At 65.7% G+C, this 13,185-nt stretch carries 6 protein-coding genes; 2 read left to right on the plus strand and 4 right to left on the minus strand.

The genetic code is table 11. The features are described from left to right. Positions 1–24: 24 nt before the first annotated feature. Positions 25–1,221, minus strand: a complete 1,197-nt coding sequence (locus THIMADRAFT_RS10060; protein WP_007192920.1) for a Bcr/CflA family multidrug efflux MFS transporter — start codon at positions 1,219–1,221, stop codon at positions 25–27. A gap of 379 nt (positions 1,222–1,600) precedes the next feature. Between THIMADRAFT_RS10060 and THIMADRAFT_RS10065 the strand changes: the two genes are divergently transcribed. Then, the gene (locus THIMADRAFT_RS10065) at positions 1,601–4,804 is read left to right on the plus strand and encodes a DEAD/DEAH box helicase (RefSeq protein ID WP_007192921.1); all 3,204 of its coding nucleotides are present in this window, start codon (positions 1,601–1,603) and stop codon (positions 4,802–4,804) included. On the opposite strand, the gene THIMADRAFT_RS10070 is transcribed toward THIMADRAFT_RS10065, so the two are convergent. Next, positions 4,796–9,685: a PAS domain S-box protein gene (locus tag THIMADRAFT_RS10070; protein WP_007192922.1), complete on the minus strand. Its 4,890-nt coding sequence runs from the start codon at positions 9,683–9,685 to the stop codon at positions 4,796–4,798. The genes THIMADRAFT_RS10065 and THIMADRAFT_RS10070 overlap by 9 nt on opposite strands. Before the next feature lie 646 nt (positions 9,686–10,331). Continuing rightward, positions 10,332–11,294: a SphA family protein gene (locus tag THIMADRAFT_RS10075; RefSeq protein ID WP_007192923.1), complete on the minus strand. Its 963-nt coding sequence runs from the start codon at positions 11,292–11,294 to the stop codon at positions 10,332–10,334. A 169-nt stretch (positions 11,295–11,463) separates the two neighbouring features. On the opposite strand from THIMADRAFT_RS10075, the gene tsaA reads away from it, so the two are divergent. After that, complete coding sequence (gene tsaA / locus THIMADRAFT_RS10080) at positions 11,464–12,174, plus strand: tRNA (N6-threonylcarbamoyladenosine(37)-N6)-methyltransferase TrmO (protein WP_007192924.1); 711 nt, start codon at positions 11,464–11,466, stop codon at positions 12,172–12,174. Positions 12,175–12,390: 216 nt separating this feature from the next. Here tsaA and rlmB read toward each other — a convergent pair whose 3' ends face one another. Beyond that, entirely contained in the window at positions 12,391–13,185 is a 795-nt protein-coding gene (rlmB, locus tag THIMADRAFT_RS10085) for a 23S rRNA (guanosine(2251)-2'-O)-methyltransferase RlmB (protein ID WP_007192925.1), read from the minus strand.

The raw sequence follows: 13,185 nt of genomic DNA on the forward strand, positions 1-13,185 counted from the left end.
CTGTGATTCGCCACCGACGTAGGGTCAACCGGACCCCGTCGCCTCATTGGACGGGCAACAGAGGAGCCAATAGCTCCCGCCCGCCGCCAAGCCGCATACTGCCATGCCGAACAGCATCGGCGTCGCATCCCCGGTGTGCATCAAGCTGACCAGCGAGCCCATCACCGCGCCGAGCCCGAAGCGCGACGCCCCGGAAAAGGCCGAGGCCGTGCCCGCCATGCGCGCGAAGAGCGCCATGAAACCGGCCATTGAATTGCCGAGCACGACCCCCGCCATACCCAGATAGAGCAAGGTCGCGCCGACGATGGCCCACAGAGGCGGCGTTCCCCAGATGGCCAGCACCATCAGAATCAGCGCCGAGATCACCTGTACCCCGAGTCCCCAACGCAGCAGCCGCTCCGCCCCCAAACGGACCACCAACCGGGCATTCTGGCTCGTCACCACCATCGCCAGGGCCACATTCGCCCCGAAGAAGACCCCGAACCAACCCACCGGTACACCATGCAGCTCGATATACACGAAGGGCGAGGTGACGATGTAGGTCATCATGCCGCCGAAGGAGAAGGCCCCGGTCAGCAAATATCCCATGCCGACCCGATGCCGGAGCAAGCTCAGGTAATTGCGTAAGACCCGAGCCAACTCGGGCGGGTGGCGATCCGCGTGCAGAAGCGTCTCCGGGATCAGCCGAAAGAAGAGCCCGCTCGCGGTCAAGCCCAGGCCCAAGAGCGCGACGAAGACCCAATGCCACTCGAGATAGGAGACGATGGCCCCGCCGATGGAAGGTGCGAGCAAGGGCGCCAGCGCCGTCGTCAACATCACCAGGCTCATCACCCGCGCATAGTGATCGCGCTCGAAGAGGTCCCGCACCAGAGCGGGCACCGTCACCGCCACCGCGGCGCCGCCCAGCCCTTGAACGGCGCGCCCCAACAGCAGGGTCTCCATCCGCTCGGCCAACACACACATGAGCGCACCCAAACAAAAGAGCGCTAGGCCACCGCCGATGGTCGCCCGCCGTCCGAGCACGTCCGAGGCCGGACCCAAAACCAATTGGGCCAAAGCAAAGACACCCAGGTACGCGGTCACGCTCAGCTGCGCCAGCTCGATCGTCGAGTCCAAGTCCCGCGCGATCGCGGGCAGGCTCGGCAGATACATGTCGATGGCAAAGGGCGTCAGGCCGGAGAGAAGACCAAGCGTGAGGAGCGTCGAGAGGCGAATCTGCATGGGCCCTCCGGGCCGCGGTGGGCCCGCAGGCCACAGAGAAGAGGAAGAGAGGAGAAGAGTAACGAGCGGGGCGAACCCGTGCCAGCCCGTGGCACCGATCCCGTAACAACTTGCTTCGCCGACAGCACCTCGTTCGCGAAGACCTGCCGCCCCCGCAGGCTCGTGGCACCTATCATCGTAAAAGGCGAACGTATTCGTGTACCGGAGTCGACCGAGCCGGACGGTTGGATCACGGAATTCGGCGAGGACAGCACTCGAACCCAGTCCGCCGCACCCCGATGGCATCCAGGCAACGACGGTCCAACGCGAAAACCGCGCATCCGTCGGCGCGCGCGGTTTAACATGGGCCACCGACCAAGTACCGGGAAGCACCGCCTCCATGCACGCCGGCCCAGACCAGACGCACGACCTCGACCCCTTCACGCTCGATCAAGATCAGCTTCACGCCCTGGCGGCCGCCGATCTCGTGCGCGCCGGCTTGCGCCATTTCAAGGACAACCGCGTCGCCGAATTGGAGCTGGACGGTGCCTGTCTGCGTGCCGACGTCGAGGACGAGGAGGATGAAGAGATCGTCGCGCTCGAGCTGTCCTATGACAGCGACGGCAATCTGATCTGTTTATGCGACTGCGGGACGCCTTCGGACCAAGCCTGCGTCCATGCACTCGCCGCACTCTTTGCCCGCTCGGCACGCAGGGCAGCCGAGGGCGAGCTGCTCGGCGCAGTGGAAGGGGCGATCGACGAGCGCATCAAGCGCGGACGGACCGAGGTGCGGGTCGAGCACCTCACGGGCGACCCGGCCTACGGGGCCTGGACCGCGCGCTCGCTCATGTCATCGACCCATGTCCCGGTCAGCTACCGGGTGCACATCCGCTCGCTGGACCGGCGCGCCAACTATTGTACCTGCCCGGATTTCGCGACCAACCAGTTGGGAACCTGCAAGCACATCGAGGCGGTGCTGCACCGCATTGCCAAACGCCGCGACGCCAAGGGTCCCCAAGCACTCGGACCGCCATCGCCCTTTGTTTATCTGGACTGGGAGGGCGACCCTGCTCCCCAGATTCGGCTCCATCGGGCGATGCAACGCCCGGACAGACCGCTCGATTCCGAGCTGGTCGCGCTGCTGGATGCGCATTTCGACGACGCGGGCGCCTACCGTCGGCGTCTGCCCGAGGACTTTCTGCGCCTGGCCGATGCCTTGGCCGGGCGCGCGGACATCGATCTCGGGGAAGATGCACTCGGCTACGCTCGTCGCTTGGCCGAGCAGGCCGCCCAGCGGCAGCGGGCACGCGACATCGGCGAGGCGATCCGCGCCTCGGGTGGGCGTCTGCCCGGCGTGACCGCGCGACTCTATCCCTACCAGGTCGAGGGCGTGGCCTTTTTGGCCGCCAACGGGCGCGCGCTGCTGGCCGACGACATGGGTCTCGGCAAGACGCTCCAAGCCATCGCGGCGGCGGCCTGGCTGCATGCGCATGCCGAGGTCGAGCGGATCCTGGTGATCTGTCCGGCCTCGCTCAAGCAACAGTGGGCTCGAGAGATCCGCAAGTTCACCGGACAGGAGGCGCGGGTGATCCAGGGGCCCGCAGCCGCGCGTGCCGCCCAGTATCGAGGTGCCGGCGGCTTCCTGGTCGTCAACTACGAGCTGATCCTGCGCGACGGCAGTGTCATCGCCGAGACCCTGCGCCCGGACCTGATGATCCTCGACGAAGCGCAGCGCATCAAGAACTGGCGCACCAAGATCGCCGCGGCCGTCAAACGCATCCCCTCGCGCTACGCCTTCGTTCTGACCGGCACGCCGCTCGAGAACCGGCTCGAAGATCTCTACAGCCTGATGCAGGTGATCGACCAGAAGGTGCTCGGACCGCTTTGGCGCTATCTGGTGGACTTCCACGTCACGGACGAGCGCGGCAAGGTGCTCGGCTACCGCAATCTCTCCGAGCTGCGACGTCGGCTCGCACCCGTCATGCTGCGACGCGACCGCCAACTGGTGCGCGATCAGCTCCCTGATCGCATCGAGAGCCGCCTGGACATCCCGCTCGACGCCTGCCAGAAAGAGCTGCACGACGCCGGCATCCAGGCCGCCGGCATCCTGGCGCAGATCGCCAAGCGTCGTCCGCTCACGCCGGGCGAATCGAACCGGCTTATGGCACATTTGCAGCAAGCGCGCATGGCCTGCGACGCCGCCGGTCTGGTCGACAAGGAGACCGAGGGGTCGCCCAAGCTCGACGAGCTGGCGAATTTGCTCGACGAGCTCTGTCTGCAATCGGGACTCAAGGCCGTGGTCTTCTCCCAATGGGAGCAGATGACCCGGATGGTCGAGCAGCGCGTGCGCGCGCTGGGACTCGGCTGCGTACGCTTGCACGGCGGTGTACCGACGTCCAAGCGCGGCGAGCTGATCGATCGCTTCAATGACGACGACGCCTGTCAGGTCTTCATCTCCACCGATGCGGGCGGGGTCGGGCTCAATCTGCAGACGGCCTCGGTTCTGGTCAATCTGGATATCCCATGGAACCCGGCCGTGCTGGATCAGCGCATCGCCAGGGTGCACCGTCTGGGGCAGACCCGCACGGTTCAGATCGTCCTGCTGGTCGCCGCCGAGTCCTACGAGTGCCGCGTCCTGGAGCTGGTCCAGGGCAAGCGCAACCTCTTCGACAACGTGGTCGACCAAGACGCGACAGAAGATGTCGTCGGGATCTCGCGCAAGTTAGTGGAGGTGCTCGCGGAGGATCTCGCCGGGCTGCCGGGCGTCCCGAAAACAGCCAACGAGGCAACGGGCGAGCAGGTCGAGGAGGCCGCTTCCGAAGAGCCGGCATCCGATCAGGCCGACGCCAACCTAAAGGCGAGTCCGGACATCGACTTGAGCGCCGGCGAGACGACGGCGATCGACGACGCGCAGACCGACGGCACACCGGTGGAGCGAGCAGAGCCCATTCCGCTCGCCGATGCAACGCGAGATGCCGAGATGGAAGCATCCATCCGCCATGCCATCGAAGCCGTCCAGAAAGCATTCGGCACACGCATCGAGCGGATCCTCGGCTCCGGCGGAGGCCTGCTGGTGGTCCTGGATCGCGTGGATGCCGAGGCTGATCGGCTTGCCGCAGCGATCTCCGGTCAGGTTCCGGTTGCACTCATCGACCCACGGACGCTGAGCGGACTACAGCGGCTCGGGGACGCCTCTCCGATCGCGCGGGCTCGGCCGCTCGTCGAGGCAACGGAAGAGCAGCACAGCCCGCAAGAGCCCAGGCTCCTGTTCAAGGCGCGGGAGAAGCTCCGCGGCGCCGAGGTCCTGATCCAACAGGCGTGCCCTGCCCCCGCCATGGACCTGCTGCTCGGCGCACTTCTCGCTTGCGCCGCCGTCCGTTCCGAACAAGAGACCCCGCCGACACCCCAACACGCCGGGATCTGGCTCTACAGCGAAGCCCTGCCGAAAGGCATTCTGACCCAAGAAGAAGCCGGTCTGCTCATGCGCGCGCTCGCCCTGTCGCAAGGCGCGGAGACGATCCCGGACGCGCTGCTCCGAGACCTCGCAGCGGATGTGGCCCGCTTCGTCTCCGACCAAACGCAGTCGTGGCCTCCATCAAGTTGACCTAACCCGCCTCGCCACCAAAGGGCCAGCCTGGCGCAAGAGCTTCGCCAAGGCGAAACCCGCTTCGCACAGCTCCACCAACTGTTTCTCCGAGCAGGGTTTGCGAAGATAGCGAAAGATGCCGCCGACGTTGATGCCCTCGGCGATGACCAGCGGGTCGTCGCACGCGGAGATCAAGACCCTAACCACTTCAGGGTGAGACTCGCGGGCACGGCTGAGCAGGTCGATGCCGTTCTCGCCCGGCAGTCTGTAATCGACAAGCAACAGGTGGAAATCGTCCTGTTCAAGCTGAGCATCCGCCTCCTCGGCGCCTGCCACCGAGGTCACTCGCCATCCGATCCGGCGAAAGTAGCGCACGAGCAACGCCTGCTGCACGGGGTCGTCCTCCACAACGAGCGCACGGCGGGCCAGCAACTCCTGAACCCGCACGCCGGCAATCGGCAGGGAACCCGTACGCAGCATCTCGGTAAGGTCGTCCGGCGGCATCGGCCTCCCGAGCAGGAAACCTTGGGCCAGGTCGCAACCCAGATTGGAGAGCTGCACGAGCTGATCCGCAGACTCGACACCCTCGCCCACGACCCGGATCCCGAGATGATGCGCCATGGAGATGGTCGAGCGCACGATCGCTGTGTCGTCCGATTCTTGCCCGAGGCCATTGATGAAGGAGCGGTCGATCTTGAGTGAATCGAAGTGAAAGCGCTTCAGATAGGCGAGGCTGGAATAGCCGGTTCCGAAGTCGTCGAGGACCACTGCGACCCCTAGGGCACGCACCGCGGCGATCTCGGCGCGGGCACGCTCGGGGTCGTTGATGAGCACGTTCTCGAGGACCTCGATCTCGAGCAGACGAGGATCGATCCCGTACGCCCGCGCAGCCCCGGCGATGGCGTCCGCCAACTGTCCGCTGCCGATCATCGCGCTGGAGATATTGACGGCGATCGGCACCGGGGTCACGCCATCCGCCTTCCAGAGGGCGATGATTCGGGCCGCCTCCTGGATGACCCGACGCCCGACCGGCCAGAGCAGATCGCCGCTCTCCACCAGCGGCATGAACTCCTGCGGGAGTCGCAGCTGGCCCTCCGAAGTCTGCCAGCGAATCAGTGCCTCGGCCCCCGCAGGCCTCCCGTTGGAGAGATCCAGCTTGGGCTGGAGATACAAGACGAGCTCACCCTTCGCCAGGGCGCATCGCAGGTCCTGCGCCAAACGCAGGCGCTGGCCGGCAACCTCGGTCATCTCCGAACGGAAAAAAGAGCAAGTGCCGGGGCCCGCGGCTTTGGCGGTGTTCAAGGCCGAATCCGCGAATTGGATCATCTCGGCGGCATCGCAGGAATCCGAGGGACAAAGCGCGACGCCAACGCCGCTACCCATGTTGAGGTTGCCGACACCCTCGACGCGGATGTCCCGGAGCAGAACCGACTGGATGCGCGCCACGTGCTCGCTGACCGATTCCGCACCCGGCGGCGTCGCGATACCGATGACGAAGGTGTCTCCCCCGAGACGTGCCAGCATGGCATCGTTCGGGAGCGCGCCCTTCAGCGCACGCGCGGCCTCCACCAGCACCCCGTCGGCAAGCGCATGGCCGTAGGCGCTCACCACATGCTTGAAGCCGTCCAGATTGATGGCCATCACCGCGACCTGTCGTCCGTCGGCGCGCGCCGTACGCATGGTCTGGTCCAGCCGCGCGCGAAACAGCGTGGCGTTGGGAAGATCGGTCAGCAGATCGTGGTGGGTAAGGTGCTCGATCTCCTCGGCGTAGCGCTGTGCCTTGGTGATGTCGCTGAAGATACCGATATAGCTCTGGATATGCCCGGCGGAGTTGCGAATGGCGCTGATGCTGAGCCACTCGGTGAACAACTCGCCGTTCTTGCGGCGGTTCCCGAGCTGCCCCTGCCAGTGGCCGGTCTCGATGAGCGCGTGCCACATCGCCCGGTAAAACACCTGGTCCTGACGACCGGACTGCAGGAGGTTGGGACGGCGCCCGCGGACCTCGTCCTCGGCGTATCCTGTGATGGTCGTGAAGGCGGGGTTGACGGCGAGGATGCGGCCCTCCGGGTCGGTGATGAGGATGCCCTCGCTGGTCGCGGTAAACACCGTGGAGGCGCGTCGCTCCCAGTCCTCGGCCCGCAGCCGGTCCCGCAAGTCGTAGAGTGTGCCCAGCAGCACTTGTCGCCCCTCGAGCTCGATCGGGTTGAGGGTCACCTCCACCGGAACCCCGGACCCGTCACGCCTCAGGTGCTCCCATTCAAAGCGCTGAACGCCTCGCTCCCGGGCGCACCTGATCATCCGCTCCGCTTTGGCGGCGGATACCTCGCCGTCCGGCTGGAGCCGCGGAGAGAGCGCGGCGGGCGAGGCGCCGACGAGGGTTCCGGATCCCGGATAACCAAGCAGATCGTAGACCGCCTGATTCGCCGCGGCGATCAGGCCGTCGCCGTCGATCAGGACCAAAGGCTGGGCCGCATGCTCGAAGAGGGTTCGATAGCGGGCCTCGCTAGCCGCCAGGGCCTGGCGAGCAAGGTGTTGCTCGGTCACGTCCTGGACAACCCCGTCGATGCGCACCGGGCGGCCCTGAGCGTCGCGGGTCAGCTCGCGGCGACTGGTCAGCCAGCGGATCTCGCCGTCCGGCCGCCGGATTCGGTAATCGAGCTCCACGCTGCCGGCCTCGCCGCTGCGCAAGGCGACCAGGGTCGCCTCGACGCGCCGCCGGTCGTCGGGTTGCACCATCGAGAGCAGAGCGTCGTCGCCGGGCAAGTCCCGGTCGGCATCCAAACCCAGTATCCGGTAGAAGTTGTCGGACCAATGGGCGCGACCCTTGGGTAAACCCAGATTCAGGCTGCCGACTCGGGCCAGCGTCTGCGCCCGCTCCAGCTCCTTGGTCTGCCAGTAGTACTCGGTGATGTCGCGACTGATCCCGAGCACCCCGAGGGTGTCGCTGCTCGGGCACAGGTAGGGGATCTTGAGCGTGTCGAACAGGAGCCGCCTGCCGTCCGAACGCGTGACCCACTCCTCGGCTCGAACAAGGGTATCGGCGGCCAGGGTCTCTCGATCCCCGGCTCGAAAGGGCTCGGCGACCTCCGGACTGAAGAGATCCAGGTCGGAGCACCCGATGACGGCCTTGCGGGATCGGCCGACGAATCCGCTGAAGGCCAGATTGCAATCCAGGTAGACCCCTTGGTGGTCCTTGAAGAAGATGGGATCCGGGATGCCGTCCATCAGCGCGCGCAGCTCCATCTCGCGGCGTTGCTGATGCGTGATGTCGACGAGATAACCGTGATAGGCCCGGATCGAGCCGTCGTCTGCACGAAGGATCCGCGTGAAGTCGTAACAGTGCAGCCACTGGCCTTCGGGCCCGCGCAGGCGATACTGCTGCTCGAATTGCTCGGCCCCTTCACTGGTATACCGGGCCACCTCGGAACCGATCCGCTTACGGTCCTCCGGATGAACCAGATCGGCGAAAAGGATTCGGCCGCTGATCAGATCGGCGACGCTGACGCCAAGCAGTCGCGGGACATTCGGCGAGCACTCCACGACCGGCCAGCCCGCCTGCGGCAGCCAGCGAAAGACCATCGCCGGGCCCTCGGTGAAGAGGACATGCTCCTCGGCAAGTCGCGCATGGAGCGCGCCAAGCTCGGCCTCCCGTGCCTTCCGCGCGGAGATGTCGTCGATGGTCCAGATCACACCCCCGGCAAGATCCGCCGGCGAGACGGCGTCTACGGCCTGACCGGAGAGCAGACACCAGACGGCGCTGCCGTCGCGACGTCGCAGCTCGTACTCGATATGTCGATGCTGTCCGTGCCGCAGCGAGAGGTAGTACTGCTTGCCGAATGCGGCGAAGCGTTCCTCAGACAGGTGCAGCGCGCGCACGCTCAGTCCGCGCATGGATTCCGGGCCGTCGTAGCCCAGAATCTCGGCGAGGCGTCGATTGACGCGTTCGATGATCCGATAGCCGGTGAGCAGCGCAATGCCCACGTTGGCATTGTCGAAGATGGCCTGGAGCTGCTCCTCGCTGTCGCGAAGTGCGCGGGCGGCGGCATGCGTCTCGGTGACATCCCGGTCGATTCCGCGATATCCGAGCAGGAGACCGTTGGGCGCCACGAGCGGCACCCCGCTGGTCGACATGATCCTAACGCTGCCGTCGCGGTGCAGACACTGGTTCTCGAGGTCCCGGAAGGGACGCGCAGCCGCCGCGATCGCCGCGAAGGCTTCACCGACTCGGCGCGCCTCCGCGGGCGGCATGAGGTCGAAGGCCGTGCGCCCGATGATCCATTCGGGCGCGTACCCCAAAACCTCGCGGACACGCCCGGCGACGAAGGTATAGCGTCCCTCGGCGTCCACCTCCCAGATCCAGTCGACGGTGGTCTCGAGGATGTCCCTGAGACGCCGCAGGTGTGTCTCGACGGTCTCGGCGCGCCCGGGATCGGGGAGATCCGCGGGGTCGGGGCGCCCGTCCCGATCCACGCGCGAGCCAAGGGCGGCAAGCAGCTCCGACCGAGACACCAGCCCCGTGAGGCTGCCCCCGGGTTCGGTCACCGCAAGGTAGCCGACCCCCGCAGCAGCCAGTTGGTCGGCCGCGAATTCCAGGGTCGATGCCTTGGGCAAGGCGATGAGGGGACGACGCATCAGCGCGGCGAGAGACGTGGCAGGATCCCCGGATCCCTCGACGAGCCATGGCAAGAGGTCGCGCGGTGTCAGGATACCCAGCGGTTTGTCGCCGTCGACGATCACCAAGGCGCAAACCGCGGCGCCATCGGGCATCCTGTTCAGCAGTCGCACCGCCTCGCGCAGGGGCGTATCCGGCGCTGCGAGGAGCGGCGCACGCGTAGGAACATCGGCAAGGAGCCGCGGCCCCGGCATGTCCGCGGACGACTGTTCCGAAGTCTGATCCATGGGGCGAGCTGGCTTCCCGGTTTGGTAGCTCGATGCCAAAAAATCCTTAGTTCGGCGATGGACTGCAATGGTCGTGGGTGACGCCGAGGCGCGGGGCTCCTAAGGCGAGACCCCTGCCTCTCATGCCCGGCGCGTTACCATCGATCCGGACCGATCCGCTTGGATGCCGATATCGCAGCGCTGCGCGACGGCAGCCCCGCCGAGGTCGCATCAACGAAATCGATTCCGATCCGGCCGAGCTCGCCGAACAGGCATCGACCACCCTGAGGCGTGCCCATGACGATACGGGTCTATCGGTAGATCAGTATAGACGGCCCTCAATATTGCACAACTTGGTAACGGCACAGCCGTTTTCCGACCGGCAACGCATCCGTCCGAGTCGCTCGCGGAGACCCGGCAGGGTTAAACCTTGAACTGGCTCCGCAGCTCAGCACCGACGTTGGGCACGATCAGGTTGTTCACCTCAGTATCGCCGGCCTTCGCAAGGACCTCGCCGGCAACCTATTCGCTGCGTCGATCGGTGGCGGTCCGCTCGACGGCGAGCCAGTCGTCGAGCGAGAGAGGCGGTTGGGGTCCGACCTCCCGAGGATCCGGCAGCGCCGATCAGACTCGGCCCGGCGCACGCCGGACTGGACGCGGTCCGGTCTCAATGAAAATGATGCACGAACCTCAGGTTGAACCTGGAGCCCTCGGGGCGATTCTCCGCCTCCGTCTCCCAGTAGGCGTTCACGAAGAGATGGTCGTGCTTGGAGACGTGGTAGACGAGCCCAGGCCCGATGCCGATGACCTGCTCCTCGCTGTCGCGCACACCTCGGCCGTCGATCTTGCTCTCGGTGAACTGCTTGAGAAAATAGCCGTTGATGCCGATACGCAGACGATTCGGCAGCACCTCGTAGGCGCTCGCGAAGTTGGCATGGATGGCCTGACCGGCCTGTGTGTCGTTGGCCCCGAGCGGCTTGTAGGGATCGTCGTTCTCGGCGTTCCACAGATAATGCAGACGCCAGGAGGCCGTCCATTTCGGTGTCAGGAATGCCGTCGCGGCCCAATAGGGATTGAAGGAGAAATAATTGCTGCCGACATTCAGGGCATCGTTCGCATCGTAGGAGCCGGTCGGGAAGATCAGCTGAAATTCGACTCGCTGCACGAATCTCGGTCCGTTCGGACCCATGATGGGATCCCACTGAAGAAAGGGACCGATCAAGAGATCGCCGAGATTGCCGCCGTTTGCCGATAGCGCAAAGTTGTCCTTCGGATCCAGATCGAAGCCCGCATAGGGCAGCATGAGATTCATGCCCCATTTGCCGCCGAGCAGCAGGGGCTGATCCGATTGATAAACGAGCTGGGTCAAACCGATGTTCGCATCGACCTGCGCCTTCTCGAGCCCGCGCGCGGTGGGCAGACGCAGGTCAGCGCCGCCGGCATCCTTGAGGCGCCCGTTGCGATAAAACTGCACATACTGCTGAGCGTACCACCCTGGCCCCGACGGCGGCGCACCGTCCAGAAAACTCGTAAACCCAAGATTCACGGCGGGCAGGTCGTACGCCTGCGCCAGCGTAGCCATCCCGAGCCCAACCGCCCCGACCAACAGTCTTGCACCCGCCTTCGTCATCGTCGCGCCCCTGATTGTGTTTGAGTTTGAGAACGAGGCACGCCCCCTCGCGCCCGAAAAGCGCGTGAAGGATAAGGGAATGCGCGGGACGTGACAAAGCGGTGACAGCGCGGGGCACGAACTGCCGGATCTAGGATAATGGAACCCCCCAAAGACAGCAGGCCAGCGCATGTCCTTCAGCTTCGCCCCCATCGGCCACATCCGCTCCCCCTACACCGACAAGTTCGGGATCCCGCGCCAACCCGGATTGGTGACCGCCGCCGAGGCGCGTGTCGAGCTTCTACCCGAGTTCGCCCGAGAAGAGGCATTCAAAGGACTCGAAGGTTTCTCGCATGTCTGGATCCTCTTCGTCTTTCACGAGGACTGCCTGACCGCCGGCTGGAGCCCGACAGTGCGCCCGCCGCGTCTCGGAGGCCGCGAGAGCGTCGGTGTCTTCGCAAGCCGCGCGCCGTATCGGCCGAACCCCATCGGGATCTCCGCGGTCGAGCAGCGGGGACTCATCAAAGATGCGCGCGGACTCGCGCTCGCGCTTCGGGGCGTCGATCTATTGGATGGCACGCCGGTCCTGGACATCAAGCCCTATGTGCCGTACGCGGACAGCCTCCCCGAGGCACGAAGCGGCTTTGCCACGGCGCCCGAGATCGCCGCCGCCGATGTGACCTTCTCCGTGGAGGCGTTAAAGGGCATTGCCGAAGCCGATCCGACCGGGGTGCTCCGACTGCGCGCACTGATCGAGCAGGTCCTCGCCCAAGATCCGCGCCCGGGGTATATGAATCGGTACCCCGAGCGCCGAGAATTCGGCCTCCGGCTTTATGACCGCAATATCCGATGGCGGATCGATGAGCGCGCGATGCACGTGGTCGCCGTCGAGCCTATCTGAGACGTATACGATGTTTTGGGATGCTGGGACTCGGAAATCGCTTAAACGCCGGGCCTTGCTCGTAACTCCGTTGCGTGGCACATGGCGCAGAGCGCCAGGGGCATGCGTGACACCGCAGAGCGGGTGTCAAGAGCGAGTGATGTTTTCGGTGGTCGGTCTCACGAGCGAGGCCAATCGCCGCATCGACGTCACCCGTAAAAACTCGGGTGACGATGCTCACCGACGCTGACGCAACGCCTCGTAAAGACAAACACCCGCGGCGACCGAGACGTTGAGACTCTCGACCGTCCCGCACATGGGTAGACGGACCAGACGGTCGCAGTGCTCGCGCGTGAGGCGGCGCAGGCCGGTGCCTTCGCTGCCCATGACCAGGCCGAGCGGCCCGGTGAGATCGGCTGTATAGAGCTCGGTGTCGGCGTCTCCGCTGGTTCCGGTGAGCCAGATCCCGCGCTCTTTGAGGTCGCCCATGGTCCGCGCCAAATTGGTGACCTGGACATAGGGCAAGGTCTCGGCCGCCCCGCTGGCAACCTTGCAGACGACCGGAGTGAGACCGACGGCGTTGTCCTTCGGGGCAATGACGGCATGCACGCCGGCGCCTTCCGCGGTGCGCAGACAGGCGCCGAGATTATGCGGATCCTGGACCTCGTCGAGCAGGAGCAGAAAGGGCGGACCCTCGATCCGCTCCAGGAGTGAATCGAGATCTTGCTCGGATCGGGCCGCCGGAACACGCACCCAGGCCAAGGCGCCTTGGTGATTGGTGCCCTCTGCCGCACGCTCGAGCTCGTCGCGCTCGACCTGGCGGACCTTTACGCCGGCCTGGCTCGCCAGATCGGCCAGCTCGGACAGGCGCCGATCGCGACGACTGCGGTCGAGCCAAAGCTCGCCGACCCCTTCGCTCCCGAACTTGATCGCGGCCCGCGCACTGTGGATGCCGCCGACCGGGTGCAGCCCTGTCGCGGGGGGGCGCACCTCGTCACGCCGATCCACGACAGAACGTCGCGATGGCTTCAT

The organism is Thiocapsa marina 5811 (assembly GCF_000223985.1).
Classification (GTDB): Bacteria; Pseudomonadota; Gammaproteobacteria; order Chromatiales; family Chromatiaceae; genus Thiocapsa; species Thiocapsa marina.

Excerpts from the sequence above, each read along its gene's own strand:
- rlmB (WP_007192925.1), bottom strand. The coding sequence starts at position 13,185 with ATGAAGCCATCGCGACGTTCTGTCGTGGATCGGCGTGACGAGGTGCGC.
- THIMADRAFT_RS10070 (WP_007192922.1), bottom strand. The coding sequence starts at position 9,685 with ATGGATCAGACTTCGGAACAGTCGTCCGCGGACATGCCGGGGCCGCGG.
- THIMADRAFT_RS10065 (WP_007192921.1), top strand. The coding sequence starts at position 1,601 with ATGCACGCCGGCCCAGACCAGACGCACGACCTCGACCCCTTCACGCTC.
- THIMADRAFT_RS10060 (WP_007192920.1), bottom strand. The coding sequence starts at position 1,221 with ATGCAGATTCGCCTCTCGACGCTCCTCACGCTTGGTCTTCTCTCCGGC.
- THIMADRAFT_RS10075 (WP_007192923.1), bottom strand. The coding sequence starts at position 11,294 with ATGACGAAGGCGGGTGCAAGACTGTTGGTCGGGGCGGTTGGGCTCGGG.
- tsaA (WP_007192924.1), top strand. The coding sequence starts at position 11,464 with ATGTCCTTCAGCTTCGCCCCCATCGGCCACATCCGCTCCCCCTACACC.